This window comes from Methylobacterium sp. PvP105 (assembly GCF_017876975.1).
GTDB lineage: Bacteria > Pseudomonadota > Alphaproteobacteria > Rhizobiales > Beijerinckiaceae > Methylobacterium > Methylobacterium radiotolerans.
The window spans coordinates 5519631-5542421 of sequence record NZ_JAGIPA010000001.1 but is presented as its reverse complement, the minus strand read 5'-3'; the positions used below and the strand labels follow the sequence as shown (position 1 = coordinate 5542421).

General features: G+C 67.3%; 17 protein-coding genes and 1 pseudogene. 8 read left to right on the top strand and 10 right to left on the bottom strand.

Annotation, left to right across the window (positions count from 1 at the left end; all coding sequences use genetic code 11):
- Positions 1-12: 12 nt before the first annotated feature.
- Genes mdtN through J3A75_RS27005 form a run of 3 tightly spaced genes read left to right on the top strand, consistent with a single transcriptional unit; the run spans position 13 to position 4430 of the window.
- Positions 13-1041, top strand: a complete 1029-nt coding sequence (gene mdtN / locus J3A75_RS27015) for a multidrug transporter subunit MdtN (protein ID WP_043074402.1) — start codon at positions 13-15, stop codon at positions 1039-1041.
- Positions 1028-2914 carry an FUSC family protein gene (locus tag J3A75_RS27010; protein WP_083461035.1) on the top strand — a complete coding sequence of 629 codons (1887 nt, stop codon included), beginning with the start codon at positions 1028-1030 and terminating at the stop codon, positions 2912-2914. Before mdtN ends, J3A75_RS27010 begins: the two co-directional genes overlap by 14 nt.
- Complete coding sequence (locus J3A75_RS27005) at positions 2907-4430, top strand: TolC family protein (RefSeq protein ID WP_244573431.1); 1524 nt, start codon at positions 2907-2909, stop codon at positions 4428-4430. The genes J3A75_RS27010 and J3A75_RS27005 overlap by 8 nt, the downstream gene beginning before the upstream one ends.
- 76 nt (positions 4431-4506) lie before the next feature.
- Here J3A75_RS27005 and J3A75_RS27000 read toward each other — a convergent pair whose 3' ends face one another.
- From J3A75_RS27000 to J3A75_RS26965, 8 genes are all read right to left on the bottom strand, one after another.
- The gene (locus J3A75_RS27000) at positions 4507-5451 is read right to left on the bottom strand and encodes an electron transfer flavoprotein subunit alpha/FixB family protein (RefSeq protein WP_043074428.1); all 945 of its coding nucleotides are present in this window, start codon (positions 5449-5451) and stop codon (positions 4507-4509) included.
- Between the two features lie 70 nt (positions 5452-5521).
- Positions 5522-6271, bottom strand: a complete 750-nt coding sequence (locus J3A75_RS26995; RefSeq protein WP_059409523.1) for an electron transfer flavoprotein subunit beta/FixA family protein — start codon at positions 6269-6271, stop codon at positions 5522-5524.
- Between the two features lie 64 nt (positions 6272-6335).
- Positions 6336-6644, bottom strand: coding sequence for an SCP2 sterol-binding domain-containing protein (locus J3A75_RS26990; RefSeq protein ID WP_043074401.1), 309 nt, complete (start codon positions 6642-6644; stop codon positions 6336-6338).
- A 64-nt stretch (positions 6645-6708) separates the two neighbouring features.
- Complete coding sequence (locus J3A75_RS26985) at positions 6709-8493, bottom strand: acyl-CoA dehydrogenase C-terminal domain-containing protein (RefSeq protein ID WP_059409522.1); 1785 nt, start codon at positions 8491-8493, stop codon at positions 6709-6711.
- Between the two features lie 4 nt (positions 8494-8497).
- On the bottom strand, positions 8498-10819 hold the full coding sequence (locus J3A75_RS26980; RefSeq protein WP_043074400.1) for a 3-hydroxyacyl-CoA dehydrogenase/enoyl-CoA hydratase family protein: 2322 nt from the start codon (positions 10817-10819) through the stop codon (positions 8498-8500).
- Positions 10819-11955, bottom strand: coding sequence for a thiolase family protein (locus J3A75_RS26975; RefSeq protein WP_059409521.1), 1137 nt, complete (start codon positions 11953-11955; stop codon positions 10819-10821). Before J3A75_RS26975 ends, J3A75_RS26980 begins: the two co-directional genes overlap by 1 nt.
- A 274-nt stretch (positions 11956-12229) precedes the next feature.
- Complete coding sequence (locus tag J3A75_RS26970) at positions 12230-12661, bottom strand: MerR family transcriptional regulator (protein WP_043074399.1); 432 nt, start codon at positions 12659-12661, stop codon at positions 12230-12232.
- Positions 12662-12691: 30 nt separating this feature from the next.
- Positions 12692-14413 (bottom strand): long-chain-fatty-acid--CoA ligase, encoded by a 1722-nt coding sequence (locus J3A75_RS26965; protein ID WP_089231099.1) that lies wholly within the window; start codon positions 14411-14413, stop codon positions 12692-12694.
- A 605-nt stretch (positions 14414-15018) separates the two neighbouring features.
- On the opposite strand from J3A75_RS26965, the gene J3A75_RS26960 reads away from it, so the two are divergent.
- On the top strand, positions 15019-16332 hold the full coding sequence (locus J3A75_RS26960) for an OmpP1/FadL family transporter (protein WP_043074398.1): 1314 nt from the start codon (positions 15019-15021) through the stop codon (positions 16330-16332).
- Here the strand turns inward: J3A75_RS26960 and J3A75_RS26955 are convergent.
- Together J3A75_RS26955 and J3A75_RS26950 are read right to left on the bottom strand one after the other, a co-directional pair.
- Positions 16333-17177 (bottom strand): annotated as a pseudogene (locus J3A75_RS26955) (DUF4113 domain-containing protein); the annotation flags it as partial. It abuts the gene before it with no gap.
- Positions 17178-17763: 586 nt separating this feature from the next.
- Positions 17764-18327 carry a TetR/AcrR family transcriptional regulator gene (locus J3A75_RS26950; protein ID WP_053621836.1) on the bottom strand — a complete coding sequence of 188 codons (564 nt, stop codon included), beginning with the start codon at positions 18325-18327 and terminating at the stop codon, positions 17764-17766.
- A gap of 513 nt (positions 18328-18840) precedes the next feature.
- Between J3A75_RS26950 and J3A75_RS26945 the strand changes: the two genes are divergently transcribed.
- Genes J3A75_RS26945 through J3A75_RS26930 form a run of 4 tightly spaced genes read left to right on the top strand, consistent with a single transcriptional unit; the run spans position 18841 to position 22770 of the window.
- Complete coding sequence (locus tag J3A75_RS26945; protein ID WP_043074396.1) at positions 18841-19068, top strand: ferredoxin; 228 nt, start codon at positions 18841-18843, stop codon at positions 19066-19068.
- Positions 19065-20351: an NAD(P)/FAD-dependent oxidoreductase gene (locus tag J3A75_RS26940; protein ID WP_043074395.1), complete on the top strand. Its 1287-nt coding sequence runs from the start codon at positions 19065-19067 to the stop codon at positions 20349-20351. The genes J3A75_RS26945 and J3A75_RS26940 overlap by 4 nt, the downstream gene beginning before the upstream one ends.
- Before the next feature lie 35 nt (positions 20352-20386).
- Positions 20387-21649, top strand: a complete 1263-nt coding sequence (locus tag J3A75_RS26935) for a cytochrome P450 (protein ID WP_043074394.1) — start codon at positions 20387-20389, stop codon at positions 21647-21649.
- Positions 21646-22770 carry a catalase family protein gene (locus J3A75_RS26930; protein WP_179239945.1) on the top strand — a complete coding sequence of 375 codons (1125 nt, stop codon included), beginning with the start codon at positions 21646-21648 and terminating at the stop codon, positions 22768-22770. Before J3A75_RS26935 ends, J3A75_RS26930 begins: the two co-directional genes overlap by 4 nt.
- Positions 22771-22791 lie beyond the last annotated feature (21 nt).

Sequence of the window (22791 nt, the reverse complement as noted above, 5' to 3'; positions counted from 1 at the left end):
ATATGCGGCCGCATGGTTAAGGCACTCCTCGGCAGGCTCGTCGCCCTCGCGATCATCCTCACGGCGGTCGGCGTAGGCTGGAGCTACTACCGCGCGACGCAGCACAACCCGACCTCCGACGATGCGTCCATCGATGCGGACGTGGTCCACATGGCCGCCTCGGTCGGGGGACGGATCGTCGAGTTGCCGGTGCAGGAGAACCAACTGGTCCGGAAGGACGAGGTGGTGTTCCGCATCGACCCGGAGCCCTACCGCCTGCGCCTGGAGGCGGCCCTGGCCGAGGTGAAGGCCGGCGAGGGCCTGCTCGCGAGCCAGACCCGGGCCGTCGCCACCGAGCGGGCGAACGTGGAGATCGCCGATCAGCAGGTCGTGCGCGCCCGTTCAAACCTCGAACTGGCCACGAACACCCTGGCGCGGATCAAGCCGCTGCATCCGAAGGGGTACGTGTCGGATCAGCAGGTGGACGATGCCGCCACGGCCAAACGCAACGCCGAGACAAGCCTGACCCAGGCGATGCAGCAGGCCGCCGCCGCCCGCGGCGCGGTCGGTGACACGGAATCGGCGAAGGCCAACCTGGAGACCCGCAAGGCCACGGCGGCCCTGGCGGCGCGTGACCTCGCGAACACGGTCGTCAAGGCGCCCCACGAAGGCCGCGTCACCGGCCTCACCGTCAAGTCGGGGGAATTCGTCGCCCCCGGCCAGTCGCTCTTCACCCTGATCGTCACCGACGAGTGGTTCGCCGTCGCCAACTTCCGCGAGACCGAACTCAACCGCATCCGGGGCGGCGGGTGCGCGGTCGTGTACTCGATGATCGACCGGACTGTGCCCATCAAGGGACGCGTCGACAGCATCGGCTACGGCGTCTCGGGACAGGACCGGGTGAACCTGCCGCGTTCGGTCCCCATCGTCGTCCGTTCCGTCGACTGGGTCCACGTCGCCCAGCGGTTCCCCGTGCGCGTGAAGCTGGAGAACCCGCCGGAGGATCTCGCCCGGCTGGGCGCCAGCGCCATCGTCAGGATACCCCGCGATGGCGACTGCTGAAGCACGCGGCCCGTCGCCCCTCCTCGCCGAGTTGGCGCCTTTCCCAGGCCGCACCGGGATGGCCCTGCGGGTGACCGCGGTGTCCGTGCTCGTCGTCCTGGCATCGATGACCTTCAAGGTCCCCGAGACCGCGGTCAGCGTCTTCCTCGTCCTCTTCCTGCAGAAGCCCGACAGCGCGACCACCGTCCTGATGTGCATCGCCCTCTCGGTGCTGCTGCCCATCATCGTGGGGATCATCTTCGCCGTCGCGATCCTGACCCTGGACTTCCCCCAGGCGCGGGTCGCCGCGATGGTCCTGCTGTCGTTCGGCATCCTTTGGTTAGCCTCGGCGAGCAAGCTCGGCGCCCTGGGCAACACGATAGGCCTCGTCCTCGCCTACGGCATCGACCTGCTCGGCAAGGGCGCCAACGGCGAGCTCGTGACCCGGGGCCTGCTTTATGCCCTGCAGTTCTCGATGATGCCGCTCGCGGTGTTGATCGCCTTCAACCTGCCCTTCGGCCGGCATCCGGAGCGGCTCGCGAGGGAGGCGCTGGCGGAACGCCTCAGGCTCGCTGCCGCGTGCTTCGAGGACCCGGGCCGCGCGGATGCCATTCGCGTCGTGGACCTGGACGATGGCGCGATCCGGAAGCTGGTACGTCTGGCCGGTCTCCTGGGCCGTCTGAAGCGGACGTCGGCGGCGCGGCTGGGCGCCCTGATGCCCGTCAGTCGGGCGCTCCTGATCAGGCTTGCCGCCGGTGGGGGCGCCGGACAGCCCACGGACCGTCCCGACCTCGGCGCCCGGTGCCGGGACCTGGCGCAGACGGTCGAACACGGGCGACCGACGACAGGGGGCGCAAGGCCGGCCGTCCAGCCGGGAGACGCCCTCGGGGATCTGGTCACGGAAGCGGAGGAGGCTTTCGCGAGCGGCCGGGCCGCAGCGAAGCCGAAGGTCGCGAAATCGGGATTCCTCAAACCCGACGCGTTCTCGAACCCCGACCACGTCCGCTACGCGCTGAAGACGACGTTGGCGGCGATGGCCTGCTACCTCACCTACGCCATCCTCGACTGGCCGGGCATCCACACCTGCATGATCACGTGCTTCGTGGGGTCGCTGCTCACGGTCGGCGAGACCAACCGGAAGCTGGTCCTGCGCCTATCCGGCTGCCTGATCGGCGCGACGCTCGGCCTCGCGACCCTCGTGTACGTCCTGCCGCACATCGACGGCATCACCGGCCTGCTCGTCGTCGTCGCCGCCGTCGTCCTGCCGAGCGCGTGGGTCGTCGTCGGCAGCGAGCGGATTTCGTACATGGGCATCCAGATCGCCTTCGCGTTCTGCCTGTGCGTGCTGCAGGGCTTCGCGCTGAAGACGGATCTGACCGTCGCCCGCGACAGGATCATCGGCATCGTCTTCGGCGACCTCGTGATCTTCCTGGTGGCGACCCGGCTCTACCCCGTTTCGATCCTGCCGGAGGTGGAGGCGACGGTGCGCCGCTTCCTCGCCGGCATCCGCGGCCTCGTGGCGAGGGAGGAGACCGGTCCCGTCGGCCAGCGTTCCGACCCCGGCGCGCTGGAAGCCCTGGAGCGCCTGCGGGACCAGATCGACGCCCTGGCCTACGAGCCGGGCGACGGCCCCGAACGGGCGCGGCCCGCCACCGACATGCTCGACGCCGGGGAGCGTCTCTACGAGCGCGCGGCCCGCATCGGATCGCTCGCCGCGGAGCACCGCCCCCCCGCCATGGCCGGTGCCCGAGCCATGGCGGCTGCCGTGGACGGGGCGATGCACGAGGCGGACGACCCCGAAGCGCCCGCAAGGGGCGCCCCGGACGTGGCCGGGTTCGCCGAGGCGTGGCGGACGCTCCGTTCGGACGCAGCGAGGCGTCACGCACATGCTTAGGATACTCCGTCGCGCCTTCGGTCTGGCGACCGTCCTCCTCACGGCGGGATGCGCGACGTCGTCCCTGGACCTCGCCCCGGCGACGCCCGGCACGCCCTTCGTGCCGCCGGGCGCACCGGCGCCCATCGAGATGAGCGAGGTCGATTTCGGTCTCCCGGCCAGGCCTGCGCTCGCGGTCGTTCAACCGCCGCCGGCCACAGACCCCGTCCGGGTCCACACCTTGCCGGAACTCATCGACATCGCGCAGACCACGAACCCGACGACCCGCATCGCATGGGAGCAGGCCCGGCAGGCGGCTTTGGCGGTCGGCATCGTCAAGGCGAGCTACCTGCCGGTCGTCACCGCCACGGTCCTCGGCGGGTATCAGTATACCTCGTCGAGCCAGACGCTGCCGCTCACCGGCCGGACCGGCAACCTCGGGACCGAGGCTACCGGCACGGTCTCGACGGCAGCCTTGCAGTGGCTCCTGTTCGATTTCGGGCAGCGTGACGCGCTGGCGAAGGCGGCCGGCAAGCTGTCGCTCGCCTCGAACATCTCGTTCAACGCCGTCCACCAGAAGATCATCTATGACGTCGGGCGGCAGTTCTACGAGTTCGGCGCCGCCCGCGAGCGCGTCCGCATCGCGGGTGCGTCGCAGCGTGACGCGCGGGCCGTCCTCGACGCCGCCGAGAGCCGCCTGCACCAGGGCGTCGGGACCACCGTCGAGGTCGCGCAGGCCAAGCAGATGCTCGCCCAGGCCGACTTCGACCTGGTCCAGGGCCGGAACGCCGAGCGGGATTCCTACAACGGCCTCATCGGCGCGATGGGCGTGTCGCCGGTCACGCGGATCCGCGTCGAGGACGCTTCCGTCCATCCTCTGCCCCCATTGGTCGGTGCCCCCCTGGAAACGCTCGTCGGAACGGCCCTGCGCCACAGGCCGGACCTGCAGGTCGCGGTCGCGACCGCACAGGCCAGCCGCGCCGGCGTCGCCGCGGCGGAAGCCGACTTCCTGCCGAAGGTCTTCACGTCGGTCTCGGGGAACTCCGTGAACGGCCGGCTGAGCGTGACGTCGTTGCCCATCGTGGGGAACGTCGGGAGCTCCGCCCTTGGCACGTCGCCAGGAAGCAGCAACGTCACCGTGCTCGGCGGCGTTTCCGTGCCGATCTTCGACGGAGGCGTGCGGGCCGCGCGCCTCGAAGAGGCGAGGTCCCGGACCGCGCAGGCCGAGGACACGTTCATCCGCCTACAGCAGGACGCGGCGCGGGAAGTGGTCGTGTCGGTCGACGCGCTGAAGAGCGCGCTCGCCGCGTTCCGCGCCGCTACCACGCTCGTGGCAGCGTCCGCGGTCAGTTACGACGCGACCCTGTCTGCCTATCGCAGCGGCGCGGGGACGATCACGGCGGCGCTGGAGGCGCAGAGGGCTCTCTTGGCGGCCCGGAATGCGCGGGGCCAGGCCCATGGCACGGCGCAGATCGCCGCCGCCACGCTGGCTTTCGCCATGGGTAGCGCGACCAACGCCCGGGCTTTCTCACGATGACCGCGGCGCCGCCGTCCCGACGACGATCTGCACTTGGCGTGCCGCCGGGACCTGCTTACTGAATGAGCCTCTAGCTTTAAGCTTTAGCGATCTCGGATCGCAGCTCCGGGACGACCTGGAACAGATCGCCAACGAGGCCGTAATCGGCAACTTGGAAGATTGGCGCGTCCTCATCCTTGTTGATCGCGACGATGATCTTCGAGTCCTTCATGCCGGCCAGATGCTGGATCGCGCCGGAGATGCCGACCGCTACGTAGAGGTCCGGGGCCACGACCTTGCCGGTCTGGCCGACCTGCCAGTCGTTCGGCGCGTAGCCGGCATCCACGGCTGCGCGCGAGGCACCCACCGCCGCGCCGAGGCTGTCAGCTAGGGGCTCGATCAACTCATGGAACTTGTCCGACGATCCTAGCGAGCGGCCACCCGATACGATGATCCGCGCGGAGGCCAGCTCCGGGCGGTCGGACTTGGCGATCTCCTCGCCCTTGAAGCTCGAACGGGCCGCGTCAGGCGCGGCGGCGGAGACCGGCTCGATCGGGGCCGCGGCTCCACTTTCCTCGGCGGCCTTGAAGGCCGCGGTGCGCACCGTGATCACACGCTTGCCGGTCGGCGTCTGCACGGTCTGGATCGCATTGCCGGCGTAGATCGGCCGCTCGAAGGTGTCGGGTGCGATGACCTTGATGATGTCCGACACCTGCGCCACGTCGAGCAGGGCGGCCACGCGCGGCAGCACGTTCTTGCCCGTGGTCGAGGCCGAGGCGATGACCGTCTCGTAGGGGTCGGCGATCGACGCTATCAAAGCCCCGACCGGCTCGGCGAGATCGTGATCGTAGACCGCATCCTCGGCAACGAGCACCTTCTCGACGCCGTCGAGCTTGGCGGCCGCTTCCGCCACGGATTTCGATCCGGAACCGAGCACGAGGGCGTGGATCGGTGCGCCGATAGTCTTGGCGGCGGTCAGCGCCTTGAGCGTGCCGTCCTTGATCCGGCCGTTGCCGTGCTCGACGAAGAGAAGTGTGGTCATGTGCGTGCGAACCCCTGTGTGTGCGGGCCGCGCTCGACCGTAGCGGGAGCGCGGCCACGGTTGCGTAGACTTATATGACGCCGGCCTCGACCTTGAGTTTCTGTACCAGCTCGGCCGCGGAGCTGACTTTGACGCCGGCTGACCGGCCCGGCGGCTCAGCAGTCTTGAGCACCGTGAGCTTCGGCGTCACATCGACACCGAGCGCGTCGGGCGCGAGTTCTTCGAGCGGCTTCTTCTTCGCCTTCATGATGTTTGGCAGGGAGGCGTAGCGCGGCTCGTTCAGGCGTAGATCCGTCGTGACGATCGCCGGAAGCGTCAGTGTCACGGTCTGCAGGCCGCCATCGACCTCGCGGGTCACGTCGAGGCTGCCCTCGCCGAACTCGATCTTGTACGCGAAGGTGCCCTGCGGCCAGCCGAGCAGGGCGCCGAGCATCTGCCCGGTTTGGTTTGAATCGTCGTCGATCGCCTGTTTGCCGAGGATGACGAGTTCGGGATTCTCCTTTTCCACGACCCCCTTCAGGAGCTTGGCGACCGCGAGCGGCTCGCAGTTGACGTCGGTCTTCACCAGAATAGCCCGGTCGGCGCCCATGGCGAGCGCGGTGCGCAGAGTCTCCTGCGCAGCCTGCGGGCCGATCGAGATGGCCACGATCTCGGTGACCTGGCCTTTCTCCTTGAGCCGGATCGCCTCCTCGACGGCGATCTCGTCGAAGGGGTTCATCGACATCTTGACGTTAGCGAGTTCGACCCCGGAGCCGTCGGCCTTTACGCGGATCTTGACGTTGTAGTCTACAACCCGCTTGACGGGCACAAGAACCTTCATCCTGTCTCTCCTGAAGATCTTCGATGGCTGCACGCGCAGACCGGCGTCACCTCCAGCGCACGCATCACTGATCGAGAAGACCGGCGAGCTTCATCGCCACGCCCTGCGAGCCCTGGACCTTGAGGCGGCCGGTAGAGAATGCGATCGTCGGGCTCAGCTTGCCCCGCACCAGCTTAAGAAGGTTGTCGGAACTCAGCTTCATCACCGTATCGGCCTCGCCGCCCTCGCCGGTGGAGACGTTCACGCCGCCGCCGGTCGCGTCCACGAGGATGCTGCCGCCATCGGTGAGATCGAACCGGACCCGGTAGCCGAGGGCACTGAGCGCCTCCGACCGTTGCTCGATGCAATCGACCAGTTGCCCGAGATCCGCCATTGCTCTTCTCCGCATCGCCTCGAATGAATGCCCCCGCCCGGTTTTCGGCCGAGGAAGCTTCCCGTCAGAACATCGCCTCGTCGAGCGCCATCATCGCGCCCTTGCCGGACTTCACCGCCGCCAGCAGGCCCGCGACCTGGGGCAGGATGCGCTCCATGTAGAAGCGGGCCGTCGCGAGCTTAGCCTCGTAGAAGTCGCGCTCGTCCGTCCCGGCCTCGAGCGCGGTGTGGGAGACCTTGGCCGTGCGCAGCCACATGTAGCCCAACGCCACCAACCCGAAGAGACGCAGGTACTCGGTGGCGGCGGCACCCGCCTCCTCCGGATCCTTGAGGCCCCGCTGGGCGATGTGAGCGGTGGCGAGTTGTAGGGCGCCGAAGGCCTTCGACAGGGGCTGGGCGAGGGGGGCGAGGTCGTCGTCCTCGATCGCCTCGTCCAGGGCAGCGAGCACCGGGTGGAAGAAGCTGCGCAGGTAGCGGCCGGCATGGGCCGGGAGTTTGCGGCCGACGAGGTCGAGGGCCTGGATGCCGTTTGTGCCCTCGTAGATCATCGAGATCCGGGCGTCGCGGACGTACTGCTCCATGCCGTGGTCGCGGATGAAGCCGTGGCCGCCGTAGACCTGCATGCCGATGCTCGCCGATTCGAAGCCGAGATCGGTGAACAGCGCCTTCACGATGGGGGTCATCAGGGCGGAGAAATCCTCAGCCCGCCGCCGCTCGGCCGGATCGGGATGGTGCTCCATCACGTCGAGGCTTCGGGCGACCCAGGCGCCGAGCGCCCGGCAGCCCTCGTTGTACGCGCGGATCGTCATCAGCATCCGCCGCACGTCCGGGTGGACGAGGATCGGGTCGGCGGGCAGGTCCGGCCGCTTGGCGCCCGAGAGCGCGCGGCCCTGGAGGCGCTCCTTCGCGTAGGCGATGGCGCCCTGGTAGGCGGCCTCGCCCGCGCCGAGCCCCTGGATGCCGACCGACAGGCGCTCGCTGTTCATCATCGTGAACATCGCGCGCATGCCCTTGTGCGGCTCGCCCACGAGCCAACCCGTGGCGTCGTCGAACGACATCTGGCAGGTGGCCGAGGCCTTGATGCCCATCTTGTGCTCAAGGGCGCTACAGGTCACGCCATTGCGCTCGCCCGGCGAACCGTCCGCCCGCGGCAGGAACTTCGGCACGAGGAACAGGCTGATACCCTTCACGCCCTTGGGCGCGTCGGGGATCTTGGCCAGCACCAAGTGGATGATGTTCTCGGTGAGGTCGTGGTCGCCCGCCGAGATGAAGATCTTCGAGCCGGTGACGCGAAAGGACCCGTCGTCCTGCGGCACGGCCTTGGTCCGCAGGAGGCCGAGATCGGTGCCGCAATGGGGTTCGGTCAGGCACATCGTGCCGGACCACGTGCCGTCCACGAGCTTCGGCAGGTAGGCCGCCTTCAGCTCCTCCGAGGCGTGGCCCTCGATCGCCTGATAGGCCCCGTGGCTGAGGCCGGGATAGAGGCCGAAGGACAGGTTCGTGGAGCAGATCATCTCCTCGACGAGCTTGTTGATGCCCGCCGGCAGGCCCTGGCCGCCATAGGCGGGGTCCGCGCCCATGGCGGTCCAGCCGCCCTCCCGGAACGCCTTGTACGCCTCGGGAAAGCCCTTCGGCGTACGGACGACGCCGTTCTCCAGGCAGCAGCCCTCCTCGTCGCCGGAGGCGTTCAGCGGCAGCAGGCGCTCCGTGCAGAACTTGCCGGCCTCCTCCAGGATGGCGTCGGCGACGTCGGGGGTGAAGTCTTCCAGGCCCGGCAGGGGCTGGGCGTCGGCGTGCAACTCGTGCAGCACGAAGCGCATGTCGCGCAAGGGAGCCTTGTAGGTCTGCATCGGGTCAGTTCCTCACCGGCCGGCCGGTTTCGATCACGCTCTCGAACCGGTCGAGGGTCGCCTCCGTCCGCACGAGGCGCATGAAGCTGTCACGTTCGAGTTCGAGGATTGCATCCTCGTCCAGCGCATCCAGGATGTCGGCCTCGCCCCCGGAGAGCACTGAGGCCAGTTCCCCCGCCACGACGAGGTCGTGCTTGGTGGCGATGCCGCGACGGGCGAAGCCCTCCGCCGCCATGCGCATGGCGACCCCGCCCGCGGGGCCGGGCAGCGTCACAGTGACGGGCTTGGGTGCCTCGTAGCCCTCGATGAGCGACAGGGCCTTGGCCTTGGCGTCGGCGAGCAGCCGGTCGCGGTTCATGGTGATCCCGTCGCTCTCGCGCAGGAACAGGAGGTCGCGGGCCTCCTCCGCCGACTTGGCGACCGTGGCGGTCGAGATCGTCTCGAACACCTTGGCGGCGGCGGGCATCGGCCCCCTCGGCAGCTTCGGCGACGATTGCCAGCGGGCCAGCATCTCCTTGCAGCCGCCCCAGGCCGGCACGAGCCCGACGCCCGCCTCCACGAGGCCGATATAGCTCTCGGCATGGGCCTGCACGGCATCGCTGTGCAGAAGGATCTCGCAGCCGCCGCCAAGCGCCATGCCGGCGGGGGCGCTCACCACCGGGAAGGGCGCGTATTTCAGCTGACCGTAGGTCTGCTGACCGAGGCTGACCAGCTTCTCGATCTCGCCCCAGGCGGCGATGTTGGCGGCGAACAGGGCCAGCCCGAGATTCGCGCCGACCGAGAAGTTCGAGCCTTCGTTGTAGACGACGAGCGCCTTGTACTTATCCTTGATCAGCTTGATGGTCTTGCCGAGCAAGACCATGATCTGCTCGTCCAGCGCGTTCGACTGCGAGATGAACTCGAAGCAGACCACGCCGTCGCCGATATCCCACAGGGCGGCGGAGCCGTTCTTGAGGAGTGGCTTGGCGGACAGTTTGATGTCCTCCAACCGCAGAACGCCCTCGGGGCGGACGACATCCTTGTAGCCGCCCTCGGCCTGCAGCACCTGCCGACGGCCGTTCTCGACCCGGTAGAAGGTCTGGCCGTTGAGCCCGGCGAGGATCGGCGGGACGGCATGGCCGTCCTTCGCCAGCCGCTCGGCCACGTAGGCACCGCCGATCCTGTCGGTCAGCTCGAACGGCCCCCACTTCCAGTTGTAGCCCAGGCGCATGGCCTCATCGATGGCGGCGACCTCGTCGCTCGCCTCGCCGACGAGCCCGGCGGCATAGGCCAACGTCGGGCCGATCACCTTCCAGGCGTAGTCGCCGGCGCGGCCCTTCAGGTCGAGCACCGCGCGCGGGCCCTTGGCCTCCTTCAGCGCCGGCAAGTCGGCCTTCGCGGAGGGCCTGTACTCACCGGTCTTTAGGTCGATGGCTTCCTTGGTCTTCTGCCCGTCCTTCCGGTTCAGGCGGTAGAAGCCGCCCTTGCCCTTGCGGCCGGTGAAGCCCTCCGCGATCAGCTTCGTGACCACCGGCATCTCGCGATAGGTGGCGTGGAATGCGTCCTCCGGCGGCAGGGCCGCCCGCAGGCTCTTCGTGGTGTGCGGGATCAGGTCGAGCCCGACGAGATCGACGAGGCCGAACACGCCGGTCTTCGGGATGCCGAAGGGGCGGCCCATCACCGCGTCCGCCTCCTCCACCGGCACGTCGAGGTCGTCGGCCGCCGCGATGGCGTTCTGGATCCAGAAGATCCCGAGCCGGTTGGCGATGAAACCCGGCCGGTCCTTGCAGCGGACGATGCTCTTGCCGAGCTTGCGGTCGGCGAAGTCCGCCACGGTCTGGGCGAGCGCCGGATCGGTCTTCGGCCCCGTCACGATCTCCAGAAGCCGCATGTAGCGCGGCGGGTTGAAGAAGTGGGTGATGAGGAAGTCTCGCTGGAATGCCTCGGGCATCCCTTCGACCAGCGCGTCCAGCGGAATGGTCGAGGTGTTCGACGAGACCGCCGTGCCGGGCCGGCGCACGGCGTCGATCCGCTTGTAGAGCGCCTGTTTCGCGTCAAGCCGCTCGATCACCACCTCGATGATCCAATCGACCTCGCCGAGGCGGTCGAGATGGTCCTCGACGTTGAGCGTCTCCACGAGCTTGGCGGCCCGCGGGGACATGAAGGCGGCGGGCTCGGTCTTGAGCAGCTTCGCGATGGCGCCCTCGGCCAGCGCGTTCCGGCCGGCGGCGCCCTCGGGGACGATGTCCATGAGGAGCACCGGCATGCCGGCATTGGCGACATGGGCGGCGATGCCGGCGCCCATGACTCCGGCGCCGATGACGGCGACTTTGCGGATCCCGGTCATCAGATGCGCTCCAGAACGGTGGCGATGCCCTGGCCGCCGCCGATGCACTGGGTGGCCAGCGCGAAGCGACCGCCCTCGCGGGACAGGAGCGAGGCCGCCTTGCCGACGATGCGGGCCCCTGTGGCGCCGAGCGGATGGCCGAGCGCGATGGCGCCGCCGTCGATGTTGACGATCTTTTCGTCGAGGCCGAGGTCGCGCATGCAGGCGAGCGCCTGGGAGGCGAAGGCCTCGTTCAGCTCGACCACGCTTAGGGCGTCGGCGGCGATGCCCGCCCGGGCCAAGGCCTTGCGCGAGGCGACGACGGGACCCATGCCCATGATCTCCGGCTCGCAGCCCGCGACCGCGACCGAGGCGACCCGCGCCAGCGGCTTCAGCCCGTGACGGTTCGCGAAGCCTGCGCTGCACACCAGCACCGCCGAGGCGCCATCGGTCAGCGGCGAGGACGTGCCGGCGGTGACTGAGCCGTCCTGCTGGAAGGCGGGCTTGAGGCTGGCGAGACCTTCGGCGCTGGCATCCGCCCGGATGCAGCCGTCCGTCTCGACCGTGCCGCCCTTGGTGGCGATCGGGACGATCTCGGCGGCAAGCCGCCCTTCTCCCTGCGCCTTGGCCGCCTTGTGGTGGCTCGCCACCGCGAAGGCCTCCTGATCCGCACGGGAGATCTCCCAGCGGCGGGCGACGTTCTCGGCGGTGTCGCCCATGCCCATGTAGGCGCCGGGGCGCTTCTCATGGAGAGCCGGGTTCGGCATCGGGTTGAAGCCCATCATCGGCACGCGGCTCATGCTCTCCACACCCGCGCAGACGAAGGCCACGCCCGCGCCGAGGGCGATCTGCCCCGCCGCCATGTGGACCGACTGCATCGACGAGCCGCAGAAGCGGTTCACCGTGACGCCGCCGACGCCGAGGTCGAGATCGGCCATCAGGCCGATCAGGCGGGCGATGTTGAAGCCCTGCTCGCCCTCGGGGAAGGCGCAGCCGACGATCAGGTCCTCGATGTCCTTCGAGGGGATCCCGATGTCGGCGACCAGCTTGCGCACCACCTGCGCGGCGAGGTCGTCGGGACGGACCCGGGCGAGCGCTCCCTTCTTCGCGGGTGTGAAGGGCGAGCGGGCATAGCCCGCGATGACGATGTCGGTCATGTTTACCTCCCGGAAAGACTACGATGAGAGAGCGCCGGCGACGTCGCGGCTGCGGGCAGCCGCATCGCCTCCGCGAAGCCCTGGGCGCATGGGCTTGTGAAGTGCGGCCCGACCCACGCCTCCAGGGCGGGATGCAGTCCCGGGGATGCGGCCGGAAAGCCTGCCGGCGCCCGGCGGTGGCATCCCGCGGGCAGGCCGGCGCTGCGTCCGACTGAATCCTCGGTGCGCAGCAGTTCTTCGTCGCGAGACCGGCGACGGTTCTTGCGAGCCCTTGCTAGCGCGCGCGCCGCGTCTTGTCGGGCTCCGCGTCGTCGAGGCCGGCCAGAGCGTAAAGCCTGAGCTTCTCCAGTTCGCCGAGCGTCTCGATGAGCGCCTTCTGCTGATCGACGAGTTGATCGATCCGGCCCTGAACCTTCTTCAGAAGGTCGCGCCACTGCTCTCTCTGGGTCGGATCGGCCGCGTAGAGGTCGAGATATTCCTTGATCTCGCGGAGCGAGAAGCCCAACCGCTTGCCCCGTAGGATGAGGATCAACCGGACCTTGTCGCGATGGGCGAAGATGCGGGTATTCCCGGCGCGCTGCGGGGTCAGCAGCCCCTTGTCCTCGTAGAAGCGCACCGTCCTCGCCGTAACCCCCAATTCCGTGGCGAGTTGGGTCACGGTGTACAGCGTTTCGGACACAGACGGCCTTTTCGTGAAGAACGTCATCGTATGCCCCGAGGGTCCTTAGGGTCAACATCATGCCGAAGCCCGCCTGTTCATGGCCGCCAGCCCGGCCCGTTCGCGCTCCTCCGCGATCAGTTCCTTCTTCGACAGCTTGCCGACCGCGGTCTTCGGCAGGCTTGTCCGGATCTCGATTTCCCTGGGCATCTCGATCTTCGAGATACGCTCGGAGAGGAAGGCGCGAAGCTCATCGGGCGTCGTCGGGAACCCGGCGCGCAGCTTCACGAACGCCTTGGGACTTTCGCCGCGGTACGCATCCGGGATGCCGATCGCGACCACCTCTTCGACGGCCTCGTGCTCGTACAGTGCATCCTCGATCTGGCGCGGATAGACGTTGTATCCGCCACAGATGATGAGATCCTTGATCCTATCGACGAGGAACAGGAATCCCTCCGGATCGCGGTAGCCCACGTCCCCGGTCCTGAGCGCCCCGTCGACCAGAACCTCAGAGGAGTCGGCCGGACGGCGCCAGTAACCCGCCATGATCTGCGGGCCCCGGATGTAGACTTCGCCCTTTGCGCCAGCCGGCATCAGCCGATCGGGGCAGTTCGGATCCCGGATCTCGATGGTCGTGTCCACCAGTGGCAGGCCGACCGAACCCGCGCGACGCCGGGCGTCGAACGGATTGACGCTGACGACGGGCGAACTCTCCGTCAGCCCATAGCCTTCCGACAGCCGGCATCCCGTCAGCGCCTCGAAACGGGCCCCGACCTCGGCGGGCAGCGGCGCGCCGCCCGAGATGCACAGACGGATGGAGCGGAGATCGACGTCGGCCGTTTCCGCCGCCTTGTTGATCGCCGCGAAGATCGTCGGGACGGCCGGGAAGAACGTGGGCTTTGTTCGTGCGATCGTGGCGAGGAGTTCCTCGATCTTGAATTGCGGAACGAGGACGATCTGGGCGCCCATATCGAGGGCCAGATTCATCGCGACGGTCATCGCGAAGACGTGGAACAGCGGGATCACGGCGAGCGCTCGCTCTTGTCCGTCGCGCAGCCCTCCGCCCTGCATCAGGGGCGACAACTGACGAACGTTTCCGGCGAGATTGGCGTGGGTCAGCATCGCACCTTTGGGCACGCCGGTCGTCCCGCCGGTGTACTGCAGCAGCGCGACATCGTCCGGACGCGGTGCGGGACGTCGCTGGGTAGCGCTGCGGCCGGACAGCAGCTTCGAGAAGGAAACGTGCCGCGCATCGTCATGAACGCGGGCCTTTTCCGTCCGCTTGAACAGCCGATAGAGAACGCCGCGGCCGAAGGGCAAAGCATCCGCAAACGGACAGACGACCAGATGGCGAAGACCGGCCTCATCCGCCACGGCGGCGACGGGGCCATAGACCCGTTCTATGTCGGGCAAGACCATGATCGTCGTGTCCGAATCGAGGATCTGCGCTAGGCACTCCCGCGGGGTATAGAGTGGATTGTAGTTGACGACGGTTCCGCCGGACTTGAGAATGGCGAAGTAGAACACCACCGAATACGGCGAGTTCGGCAAGCACAGACCGACCTTAACGCCGTGTCCGACGCCGAGGCGGATGAGGCCCTCGGCCACGCGATCGGTCAGCTCGCCGACGTCACGATAGGTCCACTTCCGCCCGAAAAAATCGAGCGCCGGCCTGTCCGCGAAACGACGCACGGCCCGGTCGAATACCTCCGGCAACGTGTTCGGCTCACTGGCGGACAGACGTGGTGCCGAGGGTGCGGCTGCTTGCCTGCAACCGCCATCATCGTGGGTGGCCGACATGTTCCCCCCTTCCTGCGTCGCTCTCTTCGGAAGCGCTTCGTTCGAGCAGGTCTGGATTGACGTATACGTTAGTCTATATCCGCATAGGTAAACCAAACGCAAGCCCCCACCCCGGCATTCGATCGCGGCGGTGTCCGGTCGAACTTGGGTTCTGCCGCGCCCGACGGATGACGGGACGCCGGTGGTCGACCTTCGAGATCTCGCTGCCGACGAGGATCCGAGGCGCGGCCCGCCGTTCCGTGCCGAGATCGGCGGCCCTCACACCGCGCGCGCGAATATTTGCGCAACACGTCGTTGTGCGCTGCAGCGAGAGCGCCGTTGGTGCCCAAAGGCCACATCCATTGGCGATTACATTCGGCCGATCGAATTTCGGTGAGAAAGGGGCAATCCGTGCTTGCAACTTTTTGCAGCATTAGTCAGCATCATGACGTATAGGTTATGTTAGTGCCACAAGCCGGCGCGATGAGTCGGTCTCGGCACCTCGGCATCCGATCTTGCCAGCCGCCGTTTCTCCCGCCCGTGCCTGCTAAGCCTGGGCGCTCCGGAACGGACTCAAAATTCGAAATCCGCATCGGCTCAATCAGCGGATTCGTGTGGGGGAAACCATGAATTCACGCCTTCGCATCGGCTCGATTGCCGTCCTCACCGCGCTCTGCGCCGTTACGGAAGCATCTGCGGGCGCATTCGGCCTGCGGGAGCAGAGCACGCAGGCCCAGGGCCTGGGATTCGCGGGTGCGGCGGCCGGCTCCGGCGGCGTGTCGTCGATGTTCTGGAACCCGGCCGTCATCACGATGCGGCCTGGCTTCGTCACCGAGCAGAACCTCACGTATCTCGGTCCCTCTGCGACCATCACCCCGTCCACCGGCACCAACCCGGCCTTCGGGGGCCTCGGCGGCTCGGGCGATATCGGCCAGGGCGCGGTGCTCCCGGCGGGTGCAAGCTCTTACCAAATCAACGACCGCCTCTGGCTCGGCATCTCCACCGGCGCGCCGTTCGGCCTGACTACCAAGCCGAACGAGGTCTGGGCCGGCGAGGTCTACGGTCGCTCTTCGCGAATCTTCTCGCTGGTCTTCAACCCGGTCGTCGGCTTCAAGGTGAACGAGTGGCTCTCGGTCGCCGCCGGTCCGAACATCGAGTATTTCCGCCTAACCCTGCGCCAGGCCCTGCCGCTTCCCGGCCTGCCCCCGACGGCCTATCCCAGCTCCTTCCTGAAGGGTGAGTCCTGGGGTGTGGGCTTCACCGCGGGCGTGAACATCACGCCCTGGGAAGGGACGGCGCTCGGCATCGGCTACCGCTCCTCGGTGCATCACGACATCGACGGCTCGATCGGCGTGCCGATCCTCGCCCTGGCGCCGCTGGCCGGACAGGTGCGCGCAAACTTCAACACGCCGGAGAAGCTCAGCGTGGGCCTGACCCAGGCGGTGAGCCCGATCGCCCGCGTGTCCCTCGGCTTCGAGTGGGACAACTGGTCGAGGCTCGGCACCGTCGGCATCGTGTCGAAGACGCTGGGCGTACCGGTGAACTCCCTGCCGCTGAACTACAAGGACGGGTATTACTACTCGATCGGCGGTGAGTACGACGTGAACGCCGCCCTGACGGTGCGCGCCGGCTTCGGCTACGAGACTTCGCCGATCGACTTCAGCAACCGCTCGGTCCGCCTGCCGGACGGCGACCGCTACAGCCTGAACGTCGGTGCGAGCTACCGCTGGAACAATCAGCTGACGCTGAACGCCGCCTATTCTCACCTCTTCCTGGACCGCTCGCGTATCCTCGCGGGCATCGGGCGGGACTACAACGTTGGCAACATCGCCTTCGCGGGTGTGGTCGATTCGAGCGTCGACATCGTCTCGGTCGGCTTCCGCTACGCCTTCGGCGCCCCGCCGCCGCCGGCGCCCGTCCCGCTGGTCCGGAAGAACTGATCAGGTTTCCGCCCAGCATTTGTCTTGACGGTAAATCGCAGCCTTCCAGGCAGATCGTACGGGATTGTCCGCCGCAACGACCAGGATCTCGTCCAGCCGGGTCGTGTAGCGCGGCGAGCGCATCTCGAACTTGGTCGACCATGCCCGCGCCGGGGTGAACCCGGCCGCGGCTGGGACGACCGCCCCGCGCCCGAAGCGCCGGTTGCAGGCATCGAGCGCCGCCATCAGCGCGGCCCCCGCTCGCGGTCGAGCTGGCCGAGGCCGGGTATCGCTCGCTGGGAGGCGTGGAGAGGCAGGAGGTCCGTCGTGACCACTCCGGCCTTCGAATAACAAAAGCCGTCCCGCCAGGTCTTGCGGACGCCATGCAGTGCGGCCTTCACCAGCACCAAAGTGTCGTTCGACGATTCCGGCAGGGTCACCACCGTCGAGACCGACCGCTGCAGCCGAGTCCGGTCGTGCTCGGAGGTGCGGAAGAAGACCGTGACGTGGTCGGTTCCGAACCCCTCCCGGCGGAGCTTTTCCCCGAGCCGGGTCGCGTTGGCGGCGACCGCCTGCTCCATCGTTGCGTGATCCTCGACCCGGTCGGAGAAGCTCCGGTTCACGGCGCAGCCCTTCCGAGTCGCGGCGACCTCCTCCAGGTCGAGACAGGCCTCGCCGCGTAGCTGCCGCAACAGCCGCTCGCCGACCACTGTCATGGCCTTGCGCACCGCCCGGGGGTCGAGATCGCGCACGTCGGCGGCGCTCTCGCACCCCAGCGCCCCAAGCTTGCGGGCGTTCACCGGGCCAACGCCCCAGATGTCCTGCGTCAAGTTCTGGGCCATCCAGTGGTCGTGGGCGGGTCGGTCCGGTCGTAGCCCGAACGGCTCTGTCAACAAGTGGAGCGGGAATACGGGTATCGGCACCCGCCATGTCTGCTTTGGAGATGCCATCGAACCCCTGCGAACGACTGGCTTGGGCGCACAGCCGAACGACCGCTTTTGCGCCTGTCGGCTATCCGGCATGGCGTAATCTGGCCGAAAGCGGTCTGGCAGCTTTCGGTCGCGCGAGGCGCTAAACCGGACACCGCAGCGTTCTCGCTGCCGGCTACCGACGGATACCTTTTCTCGACATTTGAATTTCCGACGCAGTATTCCAAGAGAATCCGGCAGCCTCGGCGGGCGCAACACATGCATAGACCGCGTTTGTTGAAAAACTTTCCTTTTATCTGCATCGCTGAGCGCGCTACCTATCGTTGAATTCCGATTGGGCAAGCAATGTGGAACAGCGCAGCTAGAACTCATCCTTGCCGGTCAGCTCACAGAGAGAAGCTGGAACTGTCCGTCCGCTACAGATGCGCCTTCAGACAACAATCGCCGGCATCTTCTCCTGACACCGACCGAAGACAGAGATATGATTTTGTATAATAATTCTGCATATGTTTAACCGATACTATTATTTATTTTTGCACCAGGCCAGAAACATTCTGACACCTTCTCTTACTTGAGCTTCAATTTCGATTGAAGAAGGACGCTCACCTAGAAGCATTCGCTCTCGGATCTGTCCTGTCGTCACGGACACAAACAACTGAACGGCGGTCGAGACATCCTTGATCACGAGCACACGTCGAGCGACTTGATCGGTGAGATACGCCGTCACGACTTCACGGAACGCGTCGGTGCTCTCTCGATAAAGCGTTACGAGGTGGGGGAAGCGACCGGCTTCCGTGATGACAAGCCTGTAGAGTCCGAACTCACGCTCCGATGTCCAATGGTAGGCGGTGGTCAGGGCAAAGGTCGTCAGACCTTGCTCGGGGCTGATTGAGCCATCCATCAGCTCCTGTGCCAGTCCTTCGCGCGAGGCCTCCGTTAGGTGAACCACGACTGCCAGCAGCAACTCGTCCTTTGTGGCGTAGCGCGCGTAGATCGTCTTGGGCGAAACTCCTGCGGTACGGGCTACACGCGCGATATTTGCCCCCTCATAGCCGTATGTCAGAAACTCGGCAGTGACGATGTCCATCAGCCGATCCTGACGTGCCTGGATCGTTGCCGCGCGCGGGCGTCCGGGGCTGAGGGCACGCTTCCGCGACGCCAACGGCGACGCCTCTTTCTGGCTTGTCGTCACTGCATACCTCCCCGTGACATTCCTACTTGAAAAGGAACTTATTATTTCCTTTATGGTTCTACGACGGGGCGCATCCAGAGAGCCGCATCATGTCGCGTTTGACACTCCTAATCCTATTCCTCGTCGTCGGTACCAGTCTCAACGGCGCCGCTGCCGAGACAAGTATCACGGAAGCGACCTTGGCGTGTCGCAGCGACGTCCTGCGCCTGTGCGCTGAGGACGTGCCCAACCGTCCGGCGATCATCGCCTGCATGCATCAACACCGCGAGCAGTTGAGTGCTCGGTGCGGTGCCGTGTTCGATGAGGGGACGAGCGCGCCATCCTCCGCCGGGAGGTCACACGACTGACGCTCCGCGTCCTCCAGTGACTGCCGCCACCGGCGCTTGCCCCTTCGACGGAGTGTCATCCATGAAGGTCGTCGTCGACCTCAACCGCTGCCAAGCTTACGCGCAGTGCATCTACGCCGCTCCCGACCACTTCGCCCTGCATGGTGCAGAAGCGTTGGTCTACGACACGGCACCCGACGAAGCCGCTCGAGCCGAGATTGAGCGCGCGGTGCAGGCCTGCCCGGTGCGTGCCATTACTGCGACGAGCGACGTTCCGGCCCTTATGCCGCATAAAGTGGGCGACCGATGACAGCGCCCACCGAAGCTCCTCGCCAGATCGTCATCGTCGGCGCCTCGCTCGCGGGCCTGTCCGCGGCGCACGCACTGCGTGACGTGGGCTACGAAGGCAGGATTGTTCTGATCGGTGACGAGAACGAGCCGCCCTACGATCGTCCGCCGCTGTCGAAGCAGGTGCTCCGCGGCCTGTACAGCGCGGAAACATCCCTGCCGCAACGGGCCGATCTGAACGCCACGTTCCGCCTCGGGGTCGGTGCATTGGGGCTCGATACGCTCGCACATCGTATCTACCTCTCGGACGGCACACAGATCGTATACGACCGGCTGCTTATCGCGACCGGGACTCGGGCACGCCCGTGGCCGAACGGTGCGGAAGCAGCTTCCTCGAACGTGTACACGCTTCGCGGCCACGCGGACGCAGAGCATCTTGCGCGTGGCCTCGCCGGGAAACCGCGCCGCGTGCTCATCATCGGTGGCGGGTTTATCGGCTGTGAGATCGCGTCGTGCTGCCGCGATCTCGGCCTCGACGTGACCCTGGCGGTGCGCGGTGCGCTCCCGTTGGTTCATGCCCTGGGTTCCGTCACGGCCGCTTTCATGCGGGACGTAATCCGCGACCGCGGCGTGGACCTCCGACTGGAGACAGAAGTCGCGCGATTTCAACCCGACGCGGATAGCCGGGTCGTCGCGGCCATCCTGCGCAACGGCCAACGGATCGAGGCCGATTGCGTCGTCGCTGCCCTCGGCGCCCTGCGCAACACTGAGTGGCTGGCCGGTGCAGGCTTGGCGGTTTCGCCTAAAGGCGTCCGGGTGGACACCCACTGCCGCGTCCTCACCGCCACTCGGGCAGTTGTGCCGGATGTCTTCGCGGCCGGCGATATCGCTCACTGGCCGAGCGCCATCTACGGCAACCGCCTCCTCGCCGTCGAGCATTGGGGCAACGCGGTCGCTCAAGCGGAGACGGCAGCCCGGAACATGGTCGCCGGTGAAGCGGGACTAATCCCCTACGACCACCTGCCGGACTTCTGGTCGCAGCAGTTCGGCCTCAACATCAAGCTCGTTGGCCTGCCGACCGGGGCCAACCAATTCGCCGTCGTGCAGGGTTCGTTGCGGGATCGCCGGTTCATCGGCGTGTACGGCGCGCAGGGGCGAACTGTGGCCGCTGTCTCCGTAGACAGCGCCCGCTGGCTGCCCGCCTACCGGGCGGCGGTGGCGGAGGCGACGCCTTTCCCACCGATCGTCGGCGCTCTCGACCAAGCCGACATCCGGCCTCAACCGCTGGCCCGGGCCGTGTCCTGACCGCATCCCGCACCACCGTCCGACAGGAGCTCACCGTGAACGGCACGCTGTTCCAGCAGATCCTCGATCCGGCCAACCGCGCCGACCCGTACCCGCTCTACGCCGAGATGCGCCGGACGCCCGTGAGCCGCCAGGACGACGGCAGTTACGTCGTGAGCACTCACGCGGAACTCTACCGCCTCCTGCACGATCCGCGCATCAGCTCGGAGGATCTGCCCGATCCGCCTCTATTCCGCTGGACCGGGCATCCACTGAGCGATCTGTTCGTGCGCCCGGTCCGCAGCCGGATCACCGCGCGCCATCGTCCCTTCATCTTCCGCGATCCGCCAGACCACGACCTCCTGCGCCGGCAGGTCATGCGCGAGTTCGCACCTGCTCGCGTGCGGGCGATGCACCGTAAGGCGGAGCAGCTCACCCACGCCCTCCTCGACGGGCTGCGGGACCGGACCGACCTCGATCTGGTCGACGATTTCTCCTACCCCCTGCCAGTCACGGTGATCTGCGAGCTGCTCGGCGTCCCGCGCGAGGACGAGCCCCGGTTCCAAGGATGGGCGACTCAGCTCGCCACCGCCCTCGAACCGGACCGGCGTACGGACCGCGAGAACGCCGGCAGGACTGAGGAAGCGTTCACGGCGATCACCGACTACCTGCAGGGATTGATCAAAGAGAAGCGCCGGGCGCCGCAGGACGACCTGCTCTCCGGGCTCGCAGCCGAGCACGACGGCGAGCGGATGAACGACCACGACCTCGTGGCCACGGCCGTCCTCCTCCTGGTCGCGGGTCACGAGACGACCGTGAACTTGATTACCAACGGCGTCCTTACGCTGCTCCGCTTCCCCGAGCACCTGGAACGCCTGCGCCGAGAGCCGGAAGTCGCGCCGCGGCTGATCGAGGAGTTGCTGCGCTACGAGCCGCCCGTCCACTATCGCACGCGGCTGGCGCGCGCCGACATCGCGATCGGTGGAACCACGATCCCGGAAGGGGCGCCGGTGGTGCTCCTGCTCGCCTCCGGCAGCCGCGACCCGCTGCGCTTCGCTGATCCGGACCGCTTCGTTCCCGACCGCGCGAACAACCAGCACTTCGGGTTCGGCGGCAGCCTGCACTACTGCGTGGGCGCGCCGCTCGCGCGGATCGAGGCGGAGGTCGCACTCGTGGCATTGGCCCAGCGGCTGCAAGCGCCGCGGCTTCTCGCCGACCCACCGCCATACCGCCCCGGCGCCTCGCTGCGAGGCCCACGGCACTTGCTTTTGGCCATCGACGCCGTCACACCGAGCGCATCGGCGGAGCTCGCGGCATGAGTACGCTCGACGGGAGTTCTCACCGCGACGCCGGAAGGCCCTATCTTCGCTACACGCCGGATGTCGAGGTTCAACAACCCGATGAGGCGGCCCTGACGGCCGAAATCCTCGACGTCATGGCGCGCTCGAACCATGTGGCGTTCGAGCGGCATCGTCACGCGGTTCGCGACGCCCACGCGAAGAGCCACGGCATCCTCACGGGCGAGCTTGTCATATCTGACGGGCTGCCGGCATACCTGCAGCAGGGGATCTTCGCACGACCCGCCGTCTATCCCGTCGTCGTGCGCCTGTCCTCCGCGCCCGGCGACATCCACTCCGATACAATCCCGGCTCCGCGCGGCATGGCGATCAAGGTGCTCGGGGTCAAGGGCGAACGCCTTCTGCATGAGGATGCGGGAGGCAACCAAGACTTCCTGCTGGTCAACATCCCCGTACTCAGCTTCGGTACCATCCAGGCCTACAGGCAGCTCGTCGATCTCCTGGAAAAGAACGCCCGAAATCCAGCCTTCCTGCAGCGGGCGCTCGCCGGCGCCGCGCGCGGGATCGAGTCGGCGGCCGAAGCGATCGGTCTCACGCCCGGCGCGACCCTGCGCGGGTTGGCCCGGGACAACGCGCACCTGCTCGGCGAGACCTACCACTCCATGGCGGCGCTCCGCTTCGGCGACCACGTCGCCAAGATCAGCGCCGCGCCGTTGTCCGCGAACGTGAGGGCGCTGGCGGGCAAGGAAGTCGGCCCGGTCGACGATGGGACTATGCGCAATCTCGTAGTCGAGCACTTCCGGACGGCAGGGGCCGAGTATCAGCTGCGTGCCCAGCTCTGCACCGATCTCGCGGCGATGCCAGTCGAGGATGCGTCGGTGCTCTGGCCGGACGATCTCTCCCCGCATCAGCCGATTGCGACCCTGCGGTTCCCACCGCAGGATGCCTACTCTCCGACCCGGCGTGTCTACGGCGACGACGTGCTCTCGTTCAATCCTTGGCACGGCATCCAGGAGCACCGGCCACTCGGCTCGATCATGCGCGTGCGCATCGCCGCCTACGAACGGTCGAGCGCACGTCGACACATGCTGAACGCACAGCCACGCGTCGAGCCGACGTCGATCGAGCAGATACCTGACTGAAGGGATCTCGAACCCCAGACG

Excerpts from the sequence above, each read along its gene's own strand:
- J3A75_RS27005 (WP_244573431.1), top strand. The coding sequence starts at position 2,907 with ATGCTTAGGATACTCCGTCGCGCCTTCGGTCTGGCGACCGTCCTCCTC.
- J3A75_RS27010 (WP_083461035.1), top strand. The coding sequence starts at position 1,028 with ATGGCGACTGCTGAAGCACGCGGCCCGTCGCCCCTCCTCGCCGAGTTG.
- J3A75_RS26930 (WP_179239945.1), top strand. The coding sequence starts at position 21,646 with ATGAGTACGCTCGACGGGAGTTCTCACCGCGACGCCGGAAGGCCCTAT.
- mdtN (WP_043074402.1), top strand. The coding sequence starts at position 13 with ATGGTTAAGGCACTCCTCGGCAGGCTCGTCGCCCTCGCGATCATCCTC.
- J3A75_RS26995 (WP_059409523.1), bottom strand. The coding sequence starts at position 6,271 with ATGAAGGTTCTTGTGCCCGTCAAGCGGGTTGTAGACTACAACGTCAAG.
- J3A75_RS27000 (WP_043074428.1), bottom strand. The coding sequence starts at position 5,451 with ATGACCACACTTCTCTTCGTCGAGCACGGCAACGGCCGGATCAAGGAC.
- J3A75_RS26950 (WP_053621836.1), bottom strand. The coding sequence starts at position 18,327 with ATGGACATCGTCACTGCCGAGTTTCTGACATACGGCTATGAGGGGGCA.
- J3A75_RS26945 (WP_043074396.1), top strand. The coding sequence starts at position 18,841 with ATGAAGGTCGTCGTCGACCTCAACCGCTGCCAAGCTTACGCGCAGTGC.
- J3A75_RS26975 (WP_059409521.1), bottom strand. The coding sequence starts at position 11,955 with ATGACCGACATCGTCATCGCGGGCTATGCCCGCTCGCCCTTCACACCC.
- J3A75_RS26990 (WP_043074401.1), bottom strand. The coding sequence starts at position 6,644 with ATGGCGGATCTCGGGCAACTGGTCGATTGCATCGAGCAACGGTCGGAG.
- J3A75_RS26970 (WP_043074399.1), bottom strand. The coding sequence starts at position 12,661 with ATGACGTTCTTCACGAAAAGGCCGTCTGTGTCCGAAACGCTGTACACC.
- J3A75_RS26980 (WP_043074400.1), bottom strand. The coding sequence starts at position 10,819 with ATGACCGGGATCCGCAAAGTCGCCGTCATCGGCGCCGGAGTCATGGGC.
- J3A75_RS26960 (WP_043074398.1), top strand. The coding sequence starts at position 15,019 with ATGAATTCACGCCTTCGCATCGGCTCGATTGCCGTCCTCACCGCGCTC.
- J3A75_RS26965 (WP_089231099.1), bottom strand. The coding sequence starts at position 14,413 with ATGTCGGCCACCCACGATGATGGCGGTTGCAGGCAAGCAGCCGCACCC.
- J3A75_RS26985 (WP_059409522.1), bottom strand. The coding sequence starts at position 8,493 with ATGCAGACCTACAAGGCTCCCTTGCGCGACATGCGCTTCGTGCTGCAC.
- J3A75_RS26940 (WP_043074395.1), top strand. The coding sequence starts at position 19,065 with ATGACAGCGCCCACCGAAGCTCCTCGCCAGATCGTCATCGTCGGCGCC.